The organism is Oceaniglobus sp. K40-3 (genome assembly GCF_055808395.1).
In genome coordinates, this window is record NZ_CM147868.1 from 1,876,560 (window position 1) to 1,897,805 (window position 21,246).

A 21,246-nucleotide genomic window follows, 5' to 3' on the forward strand; every position below is an offset into this window, starting at 1 on the left:
GGAGGATTCATGGGGTATTGCCTGTTTTTTGTGCAGATAGAGCGTAAATTGAGCGGTTTGTGAATATGCAGCATGGTCAGACCACCCCGTTGCCGACCAGCGCCGAAATGCGCCGGCTGGACCAATCGGCCATCGGTTCGGGCGCTGTCAGCGGCGCCGTTCTGATGGAACGGGCCGGGCAGGGGGTGGTTGATGCCATCCACGCGCGCTGGCCCGCGCTGGCGCAGCGCCCCGGGCGGGCGGTGGTTTATTGCGGGCCGGGAAACAACGGCGGTGACGGCTATGTCATCGCGCGGCTGCTGCATGGGCTGGGCTGGCAGGTGGCCGCCCGCGCCTTTGGCGACCCGGACCGCCTGCCACCCGATGCCCGCACGGCGCGTGCTGCCTGGGCGGCAGATGAAACGGGCAACGGCGAGGGTCGCGACGGGCCGCCCGATCTGATCATTGATGCGATCTTTGGCATCGGGCTGACCCGGGATCTTGATCCGGGCATTGCCAGGGTGTTGTCGGGCATCCGGCACGACAAGGACCAGCGCGGCGGGCATCCGGCCATTGTGGCGGTGGATATGCCCAGCGGGCTGTGTGCGGACAGCGGGCGCAATCGTGGCAACCCATGCCGATACGACCTCACCGTCACCTTTCACCACGCCAAGCCGGGGCATTATCTGGCCGATGGTCCCGCCTTGTGCGGGGCGCTGGCGGTGGTGGATATCGGCCTGCCGCCCGCCGCGCCAATCGAAGCCGTTGCGGCGGCGCCGGTGTCTCTGCTGGTGGGGCCGGGCGATATGAACAAACGCGGCGGGCACAAGTTTGGCCACGGCCACGCTTTTGTTCTGTCGGGGGGCGTTGGCAAGGGCGGCGCCGCGCGGATGGCGGCGCGCGGGGCGTTGCGGATCGGTGCCGGACTGGTGACGCTGGGCTGCCCGCCTGCGGCGCTGATCGAGAATGCGGCGCAGTTGAATGCGGTGATGCTGCGCCCCATTGCTGACGGGGCGGAGTTTGGCGCGCTGGTGCAGGGGGACGGGCGGATCAACGCGCTGGCCCTTGGGCCGGGGCTTGGCACCGGTGAGCGGGCGCGGGGGCTGATCGGGGCGGCGCTGGCAACGGGACGGCGCGCCGTGCTGGACGCCGATGCGCTGACCCTGCTGGCGCGCACGCCCGATCTGTTGTCGGGTCTGCATTCCGGTTGTGTGCTGACGCCCCATGGCGGTGAATTTTCCCGGTTGTTCCCCGATCTGGCGGACCATCTGGCGGCGCCACCGGGGGCGGGGCGGCCCTGTCAAAGGTGGATGTGACACGGGCGGCGGCGGCGTGTGTCGGGTGTTGTGTGCTGTTCAAGGGGCCGGATACGGTGATCGCGGCCCCGGACGGGCGGGTGGTGATCAACGGCGCCTGTTATGGCCGCGCCGCGCCCTGGCTGGCCACCGCCGGGGCGGGTGATGTTCTGAGCGGGTTCATTGCCGGGCTGCTGGCCCGGGGCAACGACCCGTTCGAGGCAGCCTGTTCTGCCGCATGGTTGCATGTGGAATGCGCGCGGGCCTTTGGCCCGGGGTTGATCGCCGAGGATTTGCCGGAAACCCTGCCCCGGGTGCTGCGCCATCTTTGATGTGGCGCGGGCTGTGGGGGCGGGAGCCTCCGGCGGGAGTATTTATGATCAGTAAAAAGTTGGCGGTGGTCAGGGTTTGATGGGTGTGAGTTTGGCCAGCGCCGTGATTTTATCACGGGCGGCGCCGGAATCGATGCTTTCTTTTGCGATTTCAACGCCTTCTGGCAAGGTTTTCACCTTGTCAGCGACGATCAGCGCAGCGGCGGCGTTCAGCAGGACAGCATCGCGGTAGGCGCCCGGTGCGCCGTCCAGCAACGCGCGGAAAGCGCGGCCGTTGTCCTCGGGGGTGCCGCCCATGATCGCCTCGAAGGGGTGGACGGGCAGGGCCGCATCTTCGGGGTTGATTTCGGTTTCCGTGATCTGCCCATTGTCCAGAATGGCCACCTGGGTGGGGGCCGCGATCGAGATTTCATCTGTGCCGTCGCCGCCATGCACCAGCCACGCCTTTTCTGCCCCCAGCGCGCCGAGGGTTTCGGCCATGGGGCGGATGACATCGGCGGAAAAGGCGCCGGTCAACTGGCGTTTCACACCAGCGGGGTTGGTCAGCGGGCCAAGGATGTTGAAAATCGTCCGCGTTCCCAATTCCGAGCGGGTGGGCATTACATGGGCCGTTGCCGGGTGGTGCATGGGGGCCATCATGAAGCCGATGCCGATGTCGCGCAGGGCCTGTTCCACCACGGCAGGACCGACCATCACGTCGATTCCCATCTGCCCCAGGGCATCGGCGGCGCCGGATTTGGAACTGAGGTTGCGGTTGCCGTGTTTGGCCACCACCACCCCGGCACCGGCCACCACAAAGGCGGTGGCGGTGGAAATGTTCAGGGTTCCCTTGCCGTCGCCCCCGGTGCCGACAATGTCGATCGCGCCCTCGGGGGCGCGCACGGGGCGGCATTTGGCGCGCATCACGGCGGCGGCGGCGGCGTATTCATCCACCGTTTCGCCCCGGGTGCGCAGGGTCATCAGAAAGCCGCCGATCTGGCTTGGCGTGGCTTCGCCGGTGAACAGCAGCGAAAACGCCTGTTCGGCCTCGGCGCGGGTCAGGGGGCGGGTGACAGCGGCAGCGATTAGCGGTTTGATTTCCGAGGTCATGCCGCCACCGTTACATCGGCCAGAAAGTTGCGCAACAGGGCATGACCATGTTCCGAGGCGATGGATTCGGGGTGGAACTGCACCCCGTGAACGGGAAGCGTGCGGTGTGACAGGCCCATGATCGTGCCATCCTCCAGGTCAGCGGTGATTTCGAGCGTATCGGGCAGGCTGGCCCGGTCCACCGTCAGCGAGTGATAGCGGGTGGCCGAGAACGGCGTGGGCAGCCCGGCAAAAACGCCGCGCCCGTTGTGGCGGATCACCCCGGCCTTGCCATGCACGATATCGGGGGCGCGTACCACCTTGCCGCCAAAGGCCTGACCGATCGCCTGATGGCCCAGACATACCCCCAAAAGCGGAATGCCCCGCGCGGCTGCGGCGTGGATCAGCGGCAGGCAAATTCCGGCCTTGTCGGGGTCGCAGGGGCCGGGGGACAGCAGAATTGCGGAGGGGGCAAGCGCGATCGCCTCTTGCACATTCAGCGCGTCATTGCGATGCACCTGAACGTCGGTGCCGAGTTCGCCAAGATAGTGCACAAGGTTGTAGGTAAAACTGTCGTAGTTGTCGATCAGCAGGAGCACGGGGCGGGTTCCTTTGAGCAAGTGGGGCGGCAACGATGTGCCGCGACCGGGGGTGCGGTGGCAAGGGGGTGAACCTGCCGGAGTGTCGCGCTATACATGGCCGCAGGCGCGCCCGGGGGTCAAGCGCTGTTGGCGCATCGGAAACGGAGTATTTGAACGTGGGTCGCGCATTTGTTTCTGGTGGATTTTTGGGGCTTTTCGTCTCGGGGCTGATTCTGGCGGTGGTCAGTCAGCAGGCCGAGCGGCGGGCGATTGCGCCTGTCCCACCCGTTGTTGTGCCTGAAACGGCGGTTGACGGCGTTGATGATACCCCGACACCCGAGGTTGCCGTGGTGGCACCGGAAACACCGGATGCGCAGCCCCCTGCGGACGAATCGCCATTGGTTCCCGCCGGCAAGGCGGGCGATGATGAAGCGGTGCCGTCTGATGCACCGGCGGCACCCGATACCGTTGCGCCGCTCGTGCCGCCTGCGGGGGCGGATGCGGTGCCTGATGCCGGTGACGCCGGGGCGGTCCCTGCGGTACCCGATACCGTTGCGCCGCTTGCGCCGCCTGCCGGGGTGGATGCGGCGCCTGAATCCGGTGACGCCGGGGCGATCCCTGCGGCACCCGATACCGTTGCGCCGCTTGCGCCGCCTGCCGGGGCGGATGCGGTGCCTGATGCCGGTGACGCCGGGGTGATCCCGAGGGCGCCCGATGCTGTGGAACCACTTGTGGCACCGGACGGAGCGGAAGGGGCGCCCGAATTTGGTGACGCTGGGGAAAACCCGGTGGCGCCTGAAACCGTTGCGCCGCTTGTGCCGCCTGCCGGGGGGATGTGGCGCCTGATTCCGATGGTGCCGGGGCGATTCCTGTTGTGATCGCCGAGGCTCCGGGTGGATTGCGGGCTGTTGCGGAAAACGCCGATCTTGTGCCGGGCCTTGTGACCGATGAAACCGCTGAACCGGGGCGGGTGATGCAACCGGCGCTGCCGACCCCGGGACAGGGGCAGGGGGCAGAGCCGCCGTTGGTTGGCGGCCCGCCCACGGCCTTGCCGCCCGGCCCCGGCCCGGTGGTTGTGGCTGACGCGCCGCTGGCGCCTGACGCTGGGCCGGGGGGCGGCGCCCCGTGTGCCGTCGGGTGATGATGTCCCGGGCCGGATCGCCGAGCCTGCCACGCTGGACGGCCCCGGCCCGATGTCCCCGGCCCAGACAGACGGCGGGGCGCTGGCGCTTGATGCCACTGCCGCGCCCGAACCTGCACCCGAGGTGGCGGTCGATGTGGCCGAGGCGCCGTTGCAGGGCGACGCCCCCCGCGTGCCCGCCGCAGCCGGGCGCGACCCCGTGGCGGTGGTGCAGCCCGACCCGGTTCCGGCGCCGACTGTCCCCTCTGCCGCCCCTGGGTTGCCCACGCCTGTGCTGCCGCCAGCCCAATCAGACGCACCGAGCGGTGACAGTGTTCCGGCACAGCCCGCGGCCCCTGACGCCCCCATTGCGCGGGTCGCACCCGATCCCGCCTTGCCCGCCGATGGCACGTTGCCCCCGGTGGCGCCTGAACTGGTGCCAGAGCAACCTGTCGTCATCACCGACCGTTTGCCCCGGATTGGCGACACCCCCGAGGCGGCCCCCGAACCCGAGGCCCCAAAGGCCACGGACGAGGTGATCGCAGCCGATGCGCTGACCCGCAACGCCGTTGCCTTTGACAACCCCGACGGGCGGCCCATCGTGGCGGTGATCCTGCTGGATCAGGGCGGGCCGGTGGTGAAGCTTCCGTTTGCGGTGTCGGTTGCCATTGATGCCGGGGCGCCGGACGCCGCTGCGCGCGCGGCCGCCTATCGGGCGGCCGGGGTCGAGGTGGTGTTGATTCCGGCCTTTCCCCAAGGGGCGCGGGCCAGCGATGTATCGGTCGCGCTTGAGGATATCTTTGCCCGCATTCCCGATGCCGTGGCGTTGATCAATACGCCCGACGGAACGACCCTGGGCAATCGCGAGGCGCTGGGGCAGGTGGTGAGCGAGTTGGCCGACACCGGCCATGGGCTGATTACCTATCCCAAGGGGTTGAACACGGCGCAGCAGGTGGCGGTGCGCGGCGGAGTTGCGGCGGAATTGGTGTTTCGTGAAATCGACAGTGACGGGCAGGATCTGAAGGCGGTGAAACGGTTCCTTGATCAGGCGGCGTTCCGGGCACGGCAAATGAACGCGGTGATTCTGGTGGGCCACAACCGCCCCGAAACCCTGGCCGCGCTGATGGAATGGTCCCTTGGCAACCGCGCGGCAAGCGTGGCCCTTGCACCGGTATCGGCGGCGCTCAGGGCGACGATAACCCCATAGGGCACCCGCGCCGGTAGGGGTCAGGTGTTGGCGGTCAGCCCGTCCAGCACCAGCACGCTCCGGTCATCGAAATATTGGGTGCTGGTCGATCCCTTGACCGTGGCAAAGGCGCCGATCTTGTGAAAATCGGTTTTCTCGGCGTCGGCAAAGGCCTGTTCCCACGCCGCAGCCGAAATGGCGCGCGGCACGTCGGGATAGCCGTCGGTAAAGATTTCGATCGAATGCACGGCGTCTTTTGCGCGGGTTTGATCCGCGACTTCGCTCAGGCCCGGTGTCACACCATTCATCGAGATCAAAGTTCAGGGCGTTGCCGGTGCCGTTGGCCAGCCGGTGCTGAACGCGAATGCCCCCGCGCAGAAAGGCGCGCACGTCGTCGATGGCATGGTCCAACCCGTTGGCAGAGGCGGCTTTGGTGATGATGTCATCCATCTGTCGCGGGGTCAGATGGCCCTCGGTGACGGCATTGTCCAGCCCCAGAAGGATTCCGCGCCGTGCCGCGGCTTCGATGGCGTCAGGGTCGGTTGTGGTGCTTGCAAAGTGATGAAACAGCGCGACACGGGCGTGGGCCGATACGGCATCAATGATTTTTTCATGGCGCAGAATTTCGCCCCCGTTTACCCGGATCCCGGTGTCGCCCAGGGTGATGAACCGCCAGGAATCGCCACAATCAATGGCCATTGCCACCGTTGTCGATGGTGAAATCGGCACCGACAGCGGCGCGCAGCGTGCGGCGAGAGCCTCGCTCAGATGGTCGAGAATCCGGGCCAGCGGCAGGCGCCGCGCCGTCGGGTCCAGCAACAGAGAGGTGGCGGCCTGCGCCACGGTCAGCGCCGCGATCCGCCCCATGCCGACACCGTCCATCACCGTTCCGTGGGCATCGGTGGCGCCGTCAAATATGCCAAAGACAACCCCGGGCAGGATCAGCGGCACGTCGTCGCCTTGCTGTCCGGGGGCGCGATACTTTGCGTGGTTTTCCAGCTCGATTTTCATGGCACTCACATAAACGCTGAATCGCGGTTGTCGGCAAAGCGGAACACGGCATAAACGCAGGCCCCGGTACAGGCCAGCAGCACCGTGGACAGGGCGGCGGCCAACCCGAATTCGCCATCCAGAACCGCCAGATAGATTTTGACCGGCATGGTGATTGTTCCCGAACTGTAGATGATGAGGGTGCTGGACAATTCGTTGATCGCGGTGATGAAGCTCATCAATGATCCGACGATCAGCCCCGGCAGGATCAGCGGCACCGTCACCTTGAGAAACGCGCGCAGGGGTGAGGCGCCGAGGTTGATCGCCGCCTCTTCGACCGAGGGTTTGATCTGTCGCAGGCTGTTGGTGGTTGACCGCACGCCGTAAGGAATGCGGCGGATGAAATAGACCATCACCAACAACCCCGCCGCCCCGAAAATATCAAGAGGCCCCCCCGAAACGAGGTGACAAACCCGATGGCCATCACAACCCCCGGCACAAGATAGGGCACCATCATCAGAAAATCGATCGCCCCCGAGGCGGCATTTTCGCGCCGCACGATGATATAGCTGATAAGCCCGGAAAACACCGTGATCAGGATGACAGCAAGGATCGAAAACAGGAAACTGTTGCCGATCGCTTCGGGGGCGACGCGCCAGATCCGCTGATAGCTTTCAAACCCGAAACCGCCCACAAAAACCGGCCCGTTGGTTTTCAGAAACGACGTATAGACAACCACCGCCATGGGCAGCATGGCCAGCAAAACAATGCCATGGCTGAAAACATGCACGCCCATGTTGCGCCAGCCGTCCAGTTTCACCTTTACCGGCGGATTGGTCAGCGCGCTGGCATAGCGGCGTTTGGCCAGAATGCGCCGTTGCGCCACAAGCGCCAGCATGGAAATAACCATCATCACCATCGATACGGTGACAGCCATGGTCGGCCGCCCGCCCAACTCTGATTTATAGGCTGCCAGGGCGATGGTCGAAAGTGTGCGAAACCCACGCCCCAGAATGGCGGGCGTGCCGAAATCGGCAATCGACAGCACGAAACAGATGATCGCGCCGGTGCTGACCGCCGGAAACACCAGCGGCAGGGTGATCTTGGTAAACCGTTGCCAGGGGGTGCAGCCCAGGTTTGACGCCGCATCCTCATAGGACTTGTTCAACCCGTTCAACGCCGTCTGGGTCATCAGAAAAATGAACGGAAAGAATTTGAGAGTGAACACCAGAATGATTCCGTGTGCGCCGTAAATCGTCGGGATCGTAATGCCGAAATATCCGAAAAAGTTGGTGATAAACCCGTTAGACCCCAACATCATGATCCAGGCATAGGCACCGATAAACGGCGGTGCGACCAGAACAAGGATCGCCAGGGTCGAAATCCAGACCCGCCCGCGGATCACGAACCGCGAAGTGAAAAACGCCAGCGGAATACCGATCAGACAGGCCCCCACGGTGCCAAGTACCCCGACGAACAGGGTGTTTTTCAACCCGTTGAGGTAATAATTCCGGGTGAACACCTGAACGAAATTGCCCAGCGTAAAGTCCCCGGTCTTGTCATCCACAAAGCTGAGTGCCGCCACGCTGAGGATGGGCAGGATCAGCAGGATCGCCAGCACAAGGATGACCAGAACTGTGACACCCGTCCAGAAATCGGGGCGGAAGGTGCGCCCGGCAATGGTCATGACAAGCGCCCTCCGGTTTCCGTATCCTCGAAAAATGAAAGCCCGGCGCGGGGGACGGCGAAAAAGGCGCGGCTGCCCGGTTCCAGTGCGATGATCGCCGGGTCGGGGCGGATCACCGCCTTGATGTCTTCATCGGTGTCGGTGACGGCGAACACTTCAACCTCGCGCCCGATGAAACTGCTTTGGGTGGTGCGCACGGGGATCACCAGATCGTCTGGCCCCGCCTGTGCGGCGTCGGTCAGAACCCGGCATTCTTCGGGGCGCAGGGCGCAGACTGCATCGACCGTGCCATCGCCGCCAAAGGTGACAGGCGCGCCATTGGCCGCCAGAACATGCTGATCGCCGTCGCGTTTGACCCTGAGAAAATTATTGGCCCCCACAAAGGCGGCAACAAACCGGTTGGTGGGACGCAGGTAAATGTCCAGCGGGCTTGCCGCTTGCTGAATCACGCCGCGATACATGACACAGACCGTGTCAGACATGGCCAGGGCTTCTTCCTGATCGTGGGTCACATAGACGGTCGTTACCCCCAGATCGCGCTGAATGCGGCGCAGTTCGGCGCGCAGATCGACGCGCAGCTTGGCGTCAAGGTTGGACAGGGGTTCATCCATCAGCAACACCTTGGGGCGCACCACGATGGCGCGGGCAAGCCCGACGCGCTGTTGTTGTCCGCCCGACAATTCGTGGGGCATCCGTTCGGCCAGATGGCCAAGCTGCACAACCTCCAGCACCTCGTTCACCCGCTGGGTGATTTCGCGGCTGGCGATCCGGCGCTGTTTCAGCCCAAAGGCGACGTTGTCGCGCACGCTGAGATGGGGAAACACGGCGTAATCCTGAAACACCATCGCCACATCGCGCCGGTGCGCGGGAAGGTTTTCGATGGAGTTTCCGTCGACCTGTATCGTTCCGGCCGTCTGTGCGTGAAACCCGGCAATGGTGCGCAACAGGGTGGTTTTGCCACAGCCCGACGGGCCAAGCAGCGTAAAGAACGACCCCGAAGGAATCGAAATCGAAATGTCGGACAGGGCGACCACGTCACCGTAAAGCTTTCGCAGCTCGGTGATATCGACTGAGGCCATGGGGGGATTCCTTGCAAGTGTCTTGGGCGCAAAAGACGGCGGGCCGCCGGAATGGGCGGCACGCCTGATGGGTGAGGGGTGCGTTTATTGCACGTCCAGCACCATATCTTTCCATTTGTCGACCAGGCGTTCGCGGTTTTCGGCGGCCCATGCGGCGTCATACCCGACCGAGTTCACCTCGGCCAAGGGCGTCAGAACCGGATTTGAATCGACATCGCCACGCACCGGGCGGCGGCCCTGTTCGGCAACGATGGTCTGTGCCTTTTCGGACAGCATGAAATCAAGGAACGCCTTGGCGTTGTCTTCGTCCGGCGCGCCCTTGATCAGGGCCATCGCATCGGGGGCGATCGCCGTGCCTTCGGCAGGATAGACGATCTGAACCGGACCGCCGCCTTCGACATAACGAAGCGCCGCGTCTTCCAGCGTTACACCGATGGGCAGTTCGCCGTCGTTCACGAAACGCGGCACGGCGCCCGAACTGTCGGACAGCACGAAATTGCCCAACATGCCCTTATACACGTCCCAGCCTTCTTCCTCGGTGTCAAAGGCCTGAAGCACGTTGGCAAGCTGAATATAGGCAGAACCCGATGCCTCGGCCCGGGCCGACGAGATCATGTCGTTGTACTGCGGATCGGCCAGCGATTTCCAACTGTCGGGCACGGGCAGGCCGTTCAGCTTTCCTTCGTTCACGATAAACACCATCACGACGGCGGTGAAGGGTGTCCACAGGTCGCTTTGCTTCATCCCGGGGGCCAGCGCATCGGACCCGGCGGTGTTGTACGGCGCGAACAGATCGGGGTTAAAGTCGATCACGGTGCCGTCCACGCTCCACAGCACATCGGCGGCGGGGCTTTCCTTTTCGGCGTTCAGACGGTTGAGCAATTCGCCCGACCCCGCCTTGATGATTTCGACCGAGGTTCCTGTGTCTTCCTCAAAGACCGGCACCAGTGCGTCGATAAAGTTTTGCGGCACGGCGGTATAGACCGTCACTTTGCCATCGGCCAGCGCCATGGTTGCCGTCAGGGCCATCGTCGATGCCAGCGCGGTCATTCCAAAAAGTTTTTTCATGTGTCCTCCCGGGGGTTGTGTCGGTGCCGGGCAGAGTCGCAGGCCCGTCACATACAGTCTCGCATTATATTACTTTCCAAAATATAATCGGAGTCAACGGTTTTGATGGCTATCGGCGCCATGGGATTTGATATTATGGTGAAAAATATGGCGGATCATATCAAACTCAGCTTTAACGCCCGCCGAATCCTGTCGCGATTGCGCGCTGGCGGGCCGCAATCGCGGGCCGATCTTGCCCGCGCGCTTGATCTTACCCCGCCCACTGTCACCCGTCTGTGCGGCCTGCTGATCGATTACGGGTTGCTTGGTGAACGCGACGGCGAGCGGCGGGAAAAACAGCGCGGCTATCCTGCGCGGGCGCTGTTCATCCGCCCGGGCGGATTGTTCACGGCGGGGGTCTATATCGACCCTGACCGCATCATGACCTGCATTTCGGATCTGACCGGCGGCGTTGCCTCGCACGACGAGGTGGCCGTGCCTGACCGGTCTTTCGTTGCCATCATGACCGTGGCCGCCGAAAGTGTTGCGCGCCAGATCGCGACCCTCGGGATCGAAAAGGCGCGCATGGCGGGTTGCGGCGTCAGCTATCCGGGCCAATACAGCGAAGACCCGACCCGCGTGATGCGGATTCGCCAGTTCGCCGACTGGCCCAGTGTGGATGTCGAGCGCGATCTTTCGCCATATTTCGGCATGCCCGTGCGCCACATGAACGATGCCAAGGCCGCCTGTCTTGGCGAACTTTATCACGGCGCCTGTCAGGATGTGGGGAATTTCTGCCATGTCTGGCTGTCCCACGGCATCGGCGGGGCGGCAGTGGTTGATCATCGCCCCTATCTTGGGCGCAACAACGGCGCGGCGGAATGGGGCGGCATGTTTCCCAAATCGGCGCCGCGCCCGTCGGGGCAGGATTTGCTGGATACGCTGGAACGGGCAGGGGCCGGGATTGCCCGCTTGGCCGATTTCACCGATGCCCACCTGTCACAGCCATTGGTCGGCGCGTGGCGCGACCGGGCGGCCGAACAATTGCGCTGGCTGTGCCTTGTCATTGCCCGTACCTTTGCCCCCGATGCGATCGTGTTCGGGGGCACGCTGCACCCCAGTCTGATCGACGGTTTCATCACCCATATCGCGAACCAGCCGCGCCTGGGAGAGGATTACATGATTTCCCCCGTATCCTGCGGGCCATGCGCGATGACCTGCCGCAAATGGGCGCCGCGGCCCTGCCAATTCATTACCTGATGAATCCGGCGACATTTGCCGGCAACGTCAGCAAAAGCCGCTAACCCCGTCCCGGCGCACATAGGGGGATCAGTGGTTTGCGGTGCGGGTTGGTTCGGCCACCCCCGGCAAATGCTTTGGTCCTTTCTGATCGCCTGTGAATATCACCACGTTTCGGGTGCGGGCTGTCTGGACAACAGGCGCTACAACGACTTACCTGTTGTTGTTGATCGTTAAGGTCGCCACTTTGGCAGGTTTGAAATCCGGCAGAGTGTTATCCATTGTTTAGGGAGGTAAGAATGGATCGTCGTTCTTTTATCAAGCGCGCAGGCGTTGCGGGCGTAGGGGCAACTGCCGCGGGCCTTTCCAGCCCGGCCATCGCGCAGGGCAACATCACCTGGCGCATGGTCACCACCTGGCCCAAGAATTTTCCGGGTCTGGGTGTTGGCGCGCAGCGTTTGGCCGATCGCGTTACCGCCGCGTCGGGTGGCCGCCTGACCGTACAGGTTTATTCTGCGGGTGAACTGGTGCCGCCATTGCAATCGCTGGATGCTGTCATCGACGGCACCGCCGAAATGAGCCATGGCGCCGCCTATTACTGGCAGAACAAATCACCGGCCCTGTCATTCTTTACGGGCGTTCCCTACGGGATGACGACCCCCGAACTGACGGCGTGGATGCGCTATCTTGGTGGTCAGGAAATCTGGGATGAGGTGTATGACCAGTTCGGCGTTCAGGGCTTTCTGTCGGGCAACACCGGCACGCAGGCCGGCGGTTGGTTCAAGAATGAACTCAAAAGCGTCGATGACCTGAAAGGCGTTCGGTTCCGTACGCCCGGCCTTGGCGGGCGCGTTTGGGAAAAACTGGGCGCCACGGTGACAAACCTGGCGGCTGGCGAAATCTTCCAGGCGTTGCAGTCCGGCACGCTGGATGCCGCCGAATTCGTTGGCCCTTACAACGATCTGGCGCTGGGGTTCCATCAGGTTGCCAAAAACTACTATATGCCCAGCTTTGTTGAATCCGGGCTGGCGACGGAACTGGTGGTGGACAAGGCCAAATATCAGGCGCTGCCGGACGATTTGCAGGCCATCATCCGGGATGTTTGTCAGGCCGAATACGATCAGGTCGCGGCTGATTTCTATGCCAACGATCCGCGCGCCCTGCGCACATTGGTGAACGATCACGGCGTGACGGTGCGGGCGTTCCCCGATGACATCATGCAGGCGGGTGCTGTGGCTTCGAAAGAAGTGATCGAGGAGTTGCGCAACAGCGACGATCCGCTGGTCAAGAAGGTGACCGAAAGTTTCCTTGACGGTCTGAGCCTTGTGCGTGAGCGGACCGAAATGATCGATCTGCCCTATCAGGTCGCACGTCAAAAGTATCTCAAGTACTGATTTCACCCGCGTGGCGAAACGAAAATGGCCCGGCGTCATCGCCGGGCCATTTTTGGTTTCACGGGTGTCGCGTTAACCCGCGATCAAGCGGGGCAGCCATGTCACGATGCCCGGGAACGCGAACAATATGGCGATGGCGATGATCTGAAGCACGACGAATGGCAGGATGCCCTTGTAGATCGCCGAGGTCGGCAAATCGGCGGGCGCGACCCCGCGCAGATAAAACAGCGCAAAGCCAAAGGGCGGGGTCAGGAACGAGGTTTGCAGGTTCACCCCCACCAATACCCCAAGCCAGACCGGATCGACATCCAGCGCCAGCAGAATTGGCGCCGTGATCGGAATGACGATGAAAATGATCTCGAAGGTGTCAAGAATGAAACCCAGCACAAACATGATCGCCATGACGACGGCAACGGGCATCAACACACCGCCGGGCAGGCTGGACAGGAATTCATGCACCAGATTGTCACCGCCCATCAGCCGGAACACGACCGAGAACACCGAAGCCCCCAGCAGGATCACAAACACCATCGAGGTGATCGTGGCCGTGGCGATAACCGTTTCGCGCAGAATGGCGAATGACAGCCGCCAGCGTATGGCGGCCAGGATCATCGCGCCCACCGCCCCCACCGAGGCGGCCTCGGTCGGGGTGGCGATACCGCCAAGGATCGACCCGAGCACCGACAGGATCAGCAAAAGCGGCGGCACCAGCGACACAAAGACGTCGCGCAAAAGATCCTTTTTCTCGTCCGCAGGAACCGGCGTCGCGGGGCAGCTTTCAGGATCGGTGATCGCCTTGAAGATGGTATAGGCAAGGTACAGACCGACCAGCATGAACCCCGGCAACAACGCCCCGGCAAACAGATCACCCACAGACACGGCGGTGGGGGCAAAATTGCCCTTGGCCATCTGAACCTGCGAATTGATGCCCGACAGCATATCGCCCATGAAAATCAGCACGGTCGAAGGCGGAATGATCTGCCCCAGGGTGCCGCTGGCGCAGATCACACCGGTGGCCAGTTTCGGATCATACCCGGCCCGCAGCATCGCCGGCAGTGAAATCAGGCCCATGGTCACCACCGTGGCCCCGACAACACCGGTAGAGGCCGCAAGAAGCGCACCCACGACAATCACCGACATGCCAAGACCGCCGCGCAGATTGCCGAACAGCTTGCCCATGGTCAGCAGAAGTTGCTCGGCGATGTTGGATCGCTCCAGCATCACGCCCATGAAGATGAACAGCGGCACGGCGACCAACACTTCGTTGGTCATGAACCCGATATAGCGGTTGGGCAGGGCGCCGAAATTTGACGGATCGAACACGCCGAACGACATGCCCACGGCGCCAAACATCAGCGACACACCCGCCAGCGTGAACGCCACCGGAAAGCCAAGCAGCAAAAACCCGATAATGCCAAAGAACATCAACCCGGCGAGAAGTTCTCCGATTGCGACAGGATCCATTACGCAGCTCCTTCGCTGTCGGCGTCATAACGTTGCGAAGGGGGCAAAAGATCGGCGCGGCTGGCCAGCACCAGAACAGAGCGCGCAATCATCGCTATGCCCTGAAGGGCAAGCAGGGCGACGAAAGCGAGGATGAACGTCTTGAGAATATACAGCCCCGGCATGCCCCCGACATTGGCCGACCCTTCGTGATAGCCCCAGGCGCGCTGAACAAAGGGCATTGAATAGGTATAAACCACCGCACAGAACGGCAGCAGAAACAGGACCGACCCGATCAGATCCACGATCGCCTTGGTGCGCGGGGTGGCAGGGCGATAGAAAATGTCAACGCGCACATGATCGCCGCGCATCATGGCAAACCCCGCCACAGCGGTGAACATCGCGCCGTTCAGCCAGATATAAAGATCCTGCATCCAGACGTAACTGATCGCGAAAAGATAGCGCTGTACCACAACGGTAAAGCAGATGATCACGATACCCAGCGAAAGCCAGGAAAAGACTTGTCCGATAAGTGTATTCAGTCCGCATATTGCCCGAACCACCGCCGCTAGTACGCGCATCATGCTCGCTCCTGTGGATAAAACAGTGTGGCGTTTGTTGCCACGAAAGTGACGTTTCTACAATACAGCCCGTTTGGAAATCCCCGCGAAAACCCCGGCGTGGCCCTGTATGTGCGCCGGATGTTCATCGCCCGCACCGATCACCGCTGTCAAATGCACACCTGAGGCGCAGACAAAGGGGGCGGTCAGCGCGCCCCAGAGCCCCTTGTGGTGAGGTCGGTAGCCGGAGGAACCCATGCCCCATGGAACACGCCAGTGCCCGATCGCCAAGCCGCCGCAGGGTATGAGAGTGACGTTGCCGGGCTGCTGTCGGCCCAATGTCTCAGCCCCGGCTATAGCGTTCCAAATCCGCCACTTCGATCATGCCGGCGGGCACCAGCCTGTAGTGCCGTTCCTCTACGACCTTGACCTGACTGTTTTCGACCGCGAGTTCGAACAGTGCAATAAGATCATCATCCATGAACTGCGCCGAGACCGCCCGCGCCACGAGGTTGGGGTATTTTTCGGCGCAGCACCTGAGGTCTTGTTCGGTCTGAACGACGCTGAGCTGGTCGTTCCCCCCTTGGCCTGCACCGGCACGATGAACTGCCGCCCACGCTTGTCCACCCCGACATAAATCTCGTCGATCTCGATCTGCCCGACACCGGCAACTGTCGTGCGCAAATGGTTCTGCAACGAATACGCCGCCAGTTCCAGAAAGATGTCGATCAATCTGTTATAGCGGACCTTTGCCAGCAATGCCTGTTCGTCGCTGACCGCATATGCGCCGATAATCTCGGGGGTGGCATCGGGTATCTTGATCGCGATCAGGTTTTCGTTTGGGCGGATGCGGTTGAACGGGACCAGCCGAAAGCTGTAGCGAGCGCGCCCTTCACCCGAGATGATCCATTCCATGCCCTCGGGCTGGGTATCGAGGATGCTTTGGGGCATCGGGCTGCGATAGCGGATCGAATAAACCACATCGCCCAGATTCTTTGGCAAGACGATGTCGAGATCGATCGCCGCTTGTTCCAGATCCGTTCGCGCCCAGGGCAGATCCGTGTCGCCGTCGGAATAGCGGTCGAAGAAAATCTTCTCCACCAGCGCATGATACCTGTTCTGTGCGGCCAATATTCTACTCTGCGGCTAACGCGGCCAGCCGCATTGCTTCGATATCGACCTGCTTGCGCTTTGTTGCGCCGCTTTTCCGGTCCCGTCTGGACGACGGAGCCTGAACGCCCCAATAGGCCGCTGCCTGCCCCATATCCATTCGCAAAAGGGCAGGGTCGCCCAGGGCAAGCACAGCCTCGGCCCCTGCGGGAATGTCGCCCAACGCCTTCATGACGCTTCCTGCGACCGCCCGTGCCAAGGGGGCGGAACCGCATTGCCGATCTGGCGTGCGCCGTGCCACTTTGTCCTGTGCAACCGGAACCAGTCCGGGAAACCATGAAGTCGCGCCATCTCGCGCACGGTCACGCAACGGGCCCTGGCATAGTGGATCGGACGTGGGCTGGTGAATGCACCACGGGCCGCGTCCGTGCCCGCCCGCAACGTGTTGGACACGCCATCAGGCGGCAGCTTGAACAGCCGTGAAATGGGTTCATTGGACCCGGGGTTCGCCTCGGCAAACCGCCGTCTGGAGATTTCTGTATGATCTGTGCGGATGCTGGATGTCAGTATTGCAGGATCCCAGGAACGCACCTTGCCATAATGCCACGCGTCGTTCGACAGGCATCGCATCTCGGTTGCATATGCGCTCAGCGGGCTTGCGCCGCGCGCGCCATAGCGCGTCGTGCGGACCTGATCGGTCGTGATGAGGGTCGCAAAGTCCTCGGCGTCGGGCAGATCGTCCAGCGCGTCAGCACACGTCGGTCCCAACGGCAGATCGCGCTGGTCACGTTTTCCCGGTATGGCGGTGATCGGCGCCGGATACCGCGCAGCGGCCTCGCCCGCCTTCATCCCGATCAGGAACAGCCTTTCGCGCGATTGCGGAACACCGAAATTGGCAGCGTTCAACACCTTTGTCGGCGTGACCACCACGTATCCGGCAGTGCCGAATTCCGTGATCAGCTCATCGAGGAAACGACGATGCTGACCAAGGGTCAGCCCCTTCACGTTCTCGAAAACAAAGGCCCGGGCATCGAGTTCGCACACGATGCGCACGAATTCCTTGACCAAAAGGTTCCGGGGGTCGTCGATGGCCCTCTGGCCGATCAGCGAGAACCCTTGGCAGGGGGCGCCACCACAGACCACATCAACACGTTGATCGCCTATCCCGGCTGCTTTCCTGATTGCCGCACCGGTCAGGCCGACGACGCTTTGGGGCAATATTGCACAGTCGGGAAAGTTGAACTTGTGAACAGCAGCATGAACCGGGTCGATCTCGATCGCGGCAACCACATCAAAGCCTGCCTGCTCGAACCCGAGCGACATGCCACCGCACCCGGCGAAGAGGTCAATGGCAATTGGCCTTTCGTGAATCATCCCGCTCTCCGCTTCAACCGAACACAATGCAGAGTAGACCGTGGAGTCATCTGCATCAATAGTCAGCCGATCCATCACCCGATTGGCATCACGATGCATCGACCGTACAAAACCGGCCCGCCTGACCATGTAATCCACCAACCGATGATTTCGATCACGACATCACTGTGCGGGGGGATGGTGGGTGATAAGGGATTTGAACCCCTGACATCTTCGATGTGAACGAAGCGCTCTACCACTGAGCTAATCACCCGCTGGCGGGGGTTTAGCGGCAGTTGGCGGGGGTGCAAGTGGGGCGGTTGATGAAAATCACCCGTGCCGGTTGGTGGCGGGTCAGGTCGTCAGGCCCCGCCGTCCACGCGCCACCAGCCAGATCAGCGACCCACCTGCAAGAATCAGGAACGGGATCATCGCATAGTTGACCGCATGCCAGCCCGCCTGAGGGGTGCCGCCGGAGCAATTCATCAATCCCCCCGACGCAAGACTGGCCAAGGTGACACAGCCAAACACGATCATGTCGTTCATGCCCTGTACGCGGCCCCGTTCGGCGGCGGTATGGGCGCCCGCAAGCATGGTGGTGGCGCCGATAAAGCCAAAGTTCCAGCCAAGCCCCAGCAGGATCAGGGCAAGGAAAAAGTTCTCCAGCTCGACGCCGGACAGGGCAACAACCCCGGCCCCCGCCAGAATGACCAGACCTGTGCCGACAATCCGTTCAACTCCGAACCGGGCGATCAGGTGGCCGGTAAAGAACGACGGGATGAACATGGCCAGAACATGACCGGACACCACATCGGCGGCGTTGTTCTTGGTGAACCCACAGCCGACGACGGCAAGGGGGGTGGAGGTCATCACCAGATTCATCAGCGCATAGGACACCATGGCGCATATGATCGCCACCGCAACGCGCGGCGTGGTGAGCAGTTGCCAACGGCTGCGGCCCAGATCATCGCCGGCCTTGGGGACGGGCGGTTTGGCGATTTTCAGGCCGAAGAACAACAGCGAGCCGACCATGTTCAGCCCGATCACAGTAAGATAGCTGCCCAAAAACGGCACCACCATGGAATCGGCCGTCACCTTCACCAGTTGCGGCCCGATAACAGCCGAAAACAGACCGCCTGCCATGACATAGGAAATCGCCTTGGGGCGGAACGCCTCGTCGGCGCTGTCAGAGGCGGCAAAGCGGTAAAACCCCTGTGCCGACATATAGATCCCGGTAAACAGCGAACCGACCAGAAACAGTGGAAAGCTGGCAATGGCCAGCGCCCATGCCCCGATCGCCGCGCCCATGGCACCGCCAAAGGTGCCCAGCCAGAACCCCGCGCGCCGCCCGTGCCGCTGCATGAAGCCCGACATCGGTGTGGCGCACAGCATGCTGCCCAGCACGATCATTGAAATCGGCAGGGTGGCAAAGCACAGGTTGGTGGCAAGCGATTGCCCGGCCAGCCCGCCGATGGTGAACAGCATCGGCATCTGGGCGCCAAGAAGCGCCTGCGCGGCCACGAGGATTCCGACATTGCGGACGGCGGTTTTCTTGGGGAGTGCTTGGGTCATCGCTCTGCCATACTCCGGCATTTGCGTTTAGGGAAGAGGGCGATCAATCAGATGGGCAAAGCTGCCGCTGACGTGACCTTGGCGCAGGCCCATGTCGGGCAGGGCGGTGCCTTCGGCGTCGCGGGCGGTGAACAGGGCCGGCCCTTCGGCGCGCAGGGTGGTGGCATAGTGAAACTCATGACCGCCCCAATTGCCCGCGAACCGGCCATGGGCGGCGGCAAGGTGGCGATACCCAAGATGCAGGCGGCGGGTGGCAAAGCTGGTATCAAGGGGCAGAAGCCCCGCCATGGGATGGGTTTGACCATCAGCATCGGTCAGGGTTTCGCCCAACACCATGTATCCGCCACACTCTCCATATATATCAGTTGTTTGTGCGGCATTCCTCAGGCTGTGCATGAATGTGGTGTTTGCGGCCAGCCGACCCGCGAACAATTCGGGATAGCCGCCGGGAAGGATCACCAGATCGCAAGGCGGCACCGGATCATTTGCCAGGGGCGAAAACGTGGTGATCGCAGCGCCACCGGCATGCCAGTCGTCGCGCATATGCGGATAGGCAAAGGAAAAGGCGTGGTCCTGGGCGATGGCAATGTTCTGGGCGGGGGGCGGCAGGCGCGGGGCGTTTGAACCGGGGGGCAATGGGGCGGCGCAGGCCAAAAGGGCAGAGAGATTGATTCCCGCCTCAACGGCATCGGCGGCGGTGTTCAAAAAGGCGTCAAGGTCGGGGTGTTCGCCCGCCTGCACCAGCCCCAGGTGGCGGGCGGGACGGCCAAGGGCCGGGGCGCGCGCCAAAGTGCCCAGAACGGGAATGCCGCCGGGGGCCAAAGCAGCGCGCAGCATCCGGTCATGGCGGTCAGATCCGACGTTGTTCAGGATCACACCGGCGATGGTGACGGCACTGTCGTGGCAGGCGAACCCGGCAACCAGCGGCGCGATGGAATGGGCCATCCGCCCGGCATCAACCACCAGCACCACGGGCAGCCCCAGAATGCGCGCCAGATCGGCAGTGGCGCCGCGCCCGTCAGGCGGCGCGCCATCGAACAGCCCCATTGCGCCCTCGACGATCACCATGCCGTCGCCCTGCGCCAGATCGCGGATGCGGGCGGGCGCCATGGCCCAGGCATCAAGATTGCGGCAGGGCGCGCCACACGCCGCCTCGTGAAATCTTGGATCAATGTAATCGGGGCCGGATTTGGCGCCGCGCACATGGTGCCCGGCCCGTGTCAGGGCGCGCAGCAACCCGAGGGTGATCGTGGTCTTGCCGCTGCCCGACTGGGGGGCGGCGACGATGATGCCCGTGCTCAACACGGGATCGGGGCGTGGGGGAAGAGTGCGAGAGCCTCCGGCGGTCTTTGCGGGTCGTTGTCGATCAAGTCTCGGTTCCCCGTACCACGTCACGTTGCATCAAGATCATCCGTTTCCGGGGTATCCAAAGCAAATTTCCAAACGCCATAGCGAGGTGAAAAACCGTTCACTGGCGCCCCCGTCGCGGTCATAAACCGTCAGCCAGTGGCCAGCAAGGTTTTGAACGCGGTCAGGCGGGTTCCGCCGGACATCTTGATCGCGCGACCGATGACGCCTTGTTTTTCCATAACCAAGCCGCCCCGCAATCTGAAACGCGCTACGTCCGGCTCTCGCAAGCGCAAGCAACATGGAAGGCTTCTGCCATCCGATCCTCTCGAAGTCTGTCGCCCAACGAAAATCTGCCCGGCGTGCGGATCGGAGGTTGAAACCGGCAATGCGCATGCCAGCGCTCGACCGGCGCAAGACCCTCGATGCGGGCACTCGGGAAATCCTGGCGCAATCCGTCCTCCGCCAGACTTTCCGGGACCAGCACTTTGAACCGGTTCTTCCGGGCGGGCGACGCGGCGGTTGCGCGGTGGTCACGGCGCGGCGCGTGTCACCACCTGTGCGACCAAATCCTCAGATCACCCCAGCTAACTTGCTGTAGGCACTGAGTTCAAACGATAATTCAGAAAAACTGGCTGTGCGGCCAGTCCCGGGCTATCGGGTCTGGACTTTCTGAAGACGGTCTACAGGGAATTATCAGGGAAATCCGGCATTTTCTGATCCAAACGGTCCGAAATCTCCTATTTTTGACGTCTATAATTTAATTAATACAGATGGTTAGGTGAGAGTCCCCTGTTATCGAAGAACAGGAATCTTCTCGCACCGAACAGGGAACGATCACGGAAGAACAGGGAAGTTTTCAGC

The 21,246-nt window shown here is 62.6% G+C and carries 21 protein-coding genes and 1 tRNA gene; 7 read left to right on the top strand and 15 right to left on the bottom strand.

The window, feature by feature from the left end; genetic code table 11:
- Positions 1 to 65 precede the first annotated feature (65 nt).
- The gene (locus AC0L7P_RS09720) at positions 66 to 1,295 is read left to right on the top strand and encodes an NAD(P)H-hydrate epimerase (protein ID WP_473432639.1); all 1,230 of its coding nucleotides are present in this window, start codon (positions 66 to 68) and stop codon (positions 1,293 to 1,295) included.
- Positions 1,292 to 1,606 carry an ADP-dependent NAD(P)H-hydrate dehydratase gene (locus AC0L7P_RS09725; protein ID WP_473432640.1) on the top strand — a complete coding sequence of 105 codons (315 nt, stop codon included), beginning with the start codon at positions 1,292 to 1,294 and terminating at the stop codon, positions 1,604 to 1,606. The genes AC0L7P_RS09720 and AC0L7P_RS09725 overlap by 4 nt, the downstream gene beginning before the upstream one ends.
- 69 nt (positions 1,607 to 1,675) lie before the next feature.
- Here AC0L7P_RS09725 and trpD read toward each other — a convergent pair whose 3' ends face one another.
- Both trpD and AC0L7P_RS09735 read right to left on the bottom strand, forming a co-directional pair.
- Positions 1,676 to 2,695 (bottom strand): anthranilate phosphoribosyltransferase, encoded by a 1,020-nt coding sequence (gene trpD, locus AC0L7P_RS09730; protein ID WP_473432641.1) that lies wholly within the window; start codon positions 2,693 to 2,695, stop codon positions 1,676 to 1,678.
- The gene (locus AC0L7P_RS09735; RefSeq protein WP_473432642.1) at positions 2,692 to 3,273 is read right to left on the bottom strand and encodes an anthranilate synthase component II; all 582 of its coding nucleotides are present in this window, start codon (positions 3,271 to 3,273) and stop codon (positions 2,692 to 2,694) included. The genes trpD and AC0L7P_RS09735 overlap by 4 nt, the downstream gene beginning before the upstream one ends.
- A gap of 158 nt (positions 3,274 to 3,431) precedes the next feature.
- On the opposite strand from AC0L7P_RS09735, the gene AC0L7P_RS09740 reads away from it, so the two are divergent.
- Genes AC0L7P_RS09740 through AC0L7P_RS09750 form a run of 3 tightly spaced genes read left to right on the top strand, consistent with a single transcriptional unit; the run spans position 3,432 to position 5,582 of the window.
- Positions 3,432 to 4,133 carry a hypothetical protein gene (locus AC0L7P_RS09740; RefSeq protein WP_473432643.1) on the top strand — a complete coding sequence of 234 codons (702 nt, stop codon included), beginning with the start codon at positions 3,432 to 3,434 and terminating at the stop codon, positions 4,131 to 4,133.
- On the top strand, positions 4,091 to 4,396 hold the full coding sequence (locus AC0L7P_RS09745) for a hypothetical protein (RefSeq protein ID WP_473432644.1): 306 nt from the start codon (positions 4,091 to 4,093) through the stop codon (positions 4,394 to 4,396). The genes AC0L7P_RS09740 and AC0L7P_RS09745 overlap by 43 nt, the downstream gene beginning before the upstream one ends.
- Entirely contained in the window at positions 4,329 to 5,582 is a 1,254-nt protein-coding gene (locus AC0L7P_RS09750; RefSeq protein WP_473432645.1) for a divergent polysaccharide deacetylase family protein, read from the top strand. Before AC0L7P_RS09745 ends, AC0L7P_RS09750 begins: the two co-directional genes overlap by 68 nt.
- A 63-nt stretch (positions 5,583 to 5,645) precedes the next feature.
- Here the strand turns inward: AC0L7P_RS09750 and AC0L7P_RS09755 are convergent, their stop codons facing one another.
- The 5 genes from AC0L7P_RS09755 to AC0L7P_RS09775 form a co-directional block, all read right to left on the bottom strand.
- On the bottom strand, positions 5,646 to 6,572 hold the full coding sequence (locus AC0L7P_RS09755; protein WP_473432646.1) for a hypothetical protein: 927 nt from the start codon (positions 6,570 to 6,572) through the stop codon (positions 5,646 to 5,648).
- Between the two features lie 5 nt (positions 6,573 to 6,577).
- Positions 6,578 to 6,964 (bottom strand): ABC transporter permease, encoded by a 387-nt coding sequence (locus AC0L7P_RS09760; RefSeq protein WP_473435432.1) that lies wholly within the window; start codon positions 6,962 to 6,964, stop codon positions 6,578 to 6,580.
- Positions 6,964 to 8,238, bottom strand: coding sequence for an ABC transporter permease (locus AC0L7P_RS09765; RefSeq protein ID WP_473432647.1), 1,275 nt, complete (start codon positions 8,236 to 8,238; stop codon positions 6,964 to 6,966). The genes AC0L7P_RS09760 and AC0L7P_RS09765 overlap by 1 nt, the downstream gene beginning before the upstream one ends.
- On the bottom strand, positions 8,235 to 9,317 hold the full coding sequence (locus AC0L7P_RS09770; RefSeq protein ID WP_473432648.1) for an ABC transporter ATP-binding protein: 1,083 nt from the start codon (positions 9,315 to 9,317) through the stop codon (positions 8,235 to 8,237). The genes AC0L7P_RS09765 and AC0L7P_RS09770 overlap by 4 nt, the downstream gene beginning before the upstream one ends.
- Positions 9,318 to 9,401: 84 nt before the next feature.
- Complete coding sequence (locus AC0L7P_RS09775; protein ID WP_473432649.1) at positions 9,402 to 10,385, bottom strand: extracellular solute-binding protein; 984 nt, start codon at positions 10,383 to 10,385, stop codon at positions 9,402 to 9,404.
- 120 nt (positions 10,386 to 10,505) lie between these two features.
- On the opposite strand from AC0L7P_RS09775, the gene AC0L7P_RS09780 reads away from it, so the two are divergent.
- Entirely contained in the window at positions 10,506 to 11,624 is a 1,119-nt protein-coding gene (locus AC0L7P_RS09780) for an ROK family protein (RefSeq protein ID WP_473432650.1), read from the top strand.
- 278 nt (positions 11,625 to 11,902) lie between these two features.
- Complete coding sequence (locus AC0L7P_RS09785) at positions 11,903 to 12,997, top strand: TRAP transporter substrate-binding protein (protein WP_473432651.1); 1,095 nt, start codon at positions 11,903 to 11,905, stop codon at positions 12,995 to 12,997.
- A gap of 72 nt (positions 12,998 to 13,069) precedes the next feature.
- Here the strand turns inward: AC0L7P_RS09785 and AC0L7P_RS09790 are convergent, their stop codons facing one another.
- The 8 genes from AC0L7P_RS09790 to AC0L7P_RS09825 all read right to left on the bottom strand — a co-directional run bounded on the left by AC0L7P_RS09790 (position 13,070) and on the right by AC0L7P_RS09825 (position 20,337).
- Positions 13,070 to 14,461, bottom strand: a complete 1,392-nt coding sequence (locus AC0L7P_RS09790) for a TRAP transporter large permease (protein ID WP_473432652.1) — start codon at positions 14,459 to 14,461, stop codon at positions 13,070 to 13,072.
- Entirely contained in the window at positions 14,461 to 15,021 is a 561-nt protein-coding gene (locus AC0L7P_RS09795; RefSeq protein ID WP_473435433.1) for a TRAP transporter small permease subunit, read from the bottom strand. Before AC0L7P_RS09795 ends, AC0L7P_RS09790 begins: the two co-directional genes overlap by 1 nt.
- 396 nt (positions 15,022 to 15,417) lie before the next feature.
- Positions 15,418 to 16,101 carry a hypothetical protein gene (locus AC0L7P_RS09800; protein WP_473432653.1) on the bottom strand — a complete coding sequence of 228 codons (684 nt, stop codon included), beginning with the start codon at positions 16,099 to 16,101 and terminating at the stop codon, positions 15,418 to 15,420.
- A 34-nt stretch (positions 16,102 to 16,135) separates the two neighbouring features.
- Complete coding sequence (locus tag AC0L7P_RS09805) at positions 16,136 to 16,342, bottom strand: hypothetical protein (protein ID WP_473432654.1); 207 nt, start codon at positions 16,340 to 16,342, stop codon at positions 16,136 to 16,138.
- A complete protein-coding gene (locus AC0L7P_RS09810; RefSeq protein WP_473432655.1) occupies positions 16,339 to 17,484 on the bottom strand; it encodes a DNA cytosine methyltransferase in 1,146 nt (381 codons plus the stop codon). Before AC0L7P_RS09810 ends, AC0L7P_RS09805 begins: the two co-directional genes overlap by 4 nt.
- Positions 17,485 to 17,662: 178 nt before the next feature.
- Positions 17,663 to 17,737: transfer RNA gene (locus AC0L7P_RS09815), tRNA-Val, on the bottom strand.
- 80 nt (positions 17,738 to 17,817) lie between these two features.
- Positions 17,818 to 19,035, bottom strand: a complete 1,218-nt coding sequence (locus AC0L7P_RS09820; protein WP_473432656.1) for an MFS transporter — start codon at positions 19,033 to 19,035, stop codon at positions 17,818 to 17,820.
- A gap of 27 nt (positions 19,036 to 19,062) precedes the next feature.
- Positions 19,063 to 20,337, bottom strand: coding sequence for a cobyrinate a,c-diamide synthase (locus AC0L7P_RS09825; protein ID WP_473432657.1), 1,275 nt, complete (start codon positions 20,335 to 20,337; stop codon positions 19,063 to 19,065).
- Positions 20,338 to 21,246 lie beyond the last annotated feature (909 nt).

Coding starts and splice junctions, on each gene's coding strand:
- AC0L7P_RS09720 (WP_473432639.1), top strand. CDS start 66: ATGCAGCATGGTCAGACCACCCCGTTGCCGACCAGCGCCGAAATGCGC.
- trpD (WP_473432641.1), bottom strand. CDS start 2,695: ATGACCTCGGAAATCAAACCGCTAATCGCTGCCGCTGTCACCCGCCCC.
- AC0L7P_RS09755 (WP_473432646.1), bottom strand. CDS start 6,572: ATGAAAATCGAGCTGGAAAACCACGCAAAGTATCGCGCCCCCGGACAG.
- AC0L7P_RS09760 (WP_473435432.1), bottom strand. CDS start 6,964: ATGGTCTATTTCATCCGCCGCATTCCTTACGGCGTGCGGTCAACCACC.
- AC0L7P_RS09765 (WP_473432647.1), bottom strand. CDS start 8,238: ATGACCATTGCCGGGCGCACCTTCCGCCCCGATTTCTGGACGGGTGTC.
- AC0L7P_RS09770 (WP_473432648.1), bottom strand. CDS start 9,317: ATGGCCTCAGTCGATATCACCGAGCTGCGAAAGCTTTACGGTGACGTG.
- AC0L7P_RS09775 (WP_473432649.1), bottom strand. CDS start 10,385: ATGAAAAAACTTTTTGGAATGACCGCGCTGGCATCGACGATGGCCCTG.
- AC0L7P_RS09780 (WP_473432650.1), top strand. CDS start 10,506: ATGGGATTTGATATTATGGTGAAAAATATGGCGGATCATATCAAACTC.
- AC0L7P_RS09785 (WP_473432651.1), top strand. CDS start 11,903: ATGGATCGTCGTTCTTTTATCAAGCGCGCAGGCGTTGCGGGCGTAGGG.
- AC0L7P_RS09790 (WP_473432652.1), bottom strand. CDS start 14,461: ATGGATCCTGTCGCAATCGGAGAACTTCTCGCCGGGTTGATGTTCTTT.
- AC0L7P_RS09795 (WP_473435433.1), bottom strand. CDS start 15,021: ATGCGCGTACTAGCGGCGGTGGTTCGGGCAATATGCGGACTGAATACA.
- AC0L7P_RS09805 (WP_473432654.1), bottom strand. CDS start 16,342: ATGAAGGCGTTGGGCGACATTCCCGCAGGGGCCGAGGCTGTGCTTGCC.
- AC0L7P_RS09810 (WP_473432655.1), bottom strand. CDS start 17,484: ATGATTCACGAAAGGCCAATTGCCATTGACCTCTTCGCCGGGTGCGGT.
- AC0L7P_RS09820 (WP_473432656.1), bottom strand. CDS start 19,035: ATGACCCAAGCACTCCCCAAGAAAACCGCCGTCCGCAATGTCGGAATC.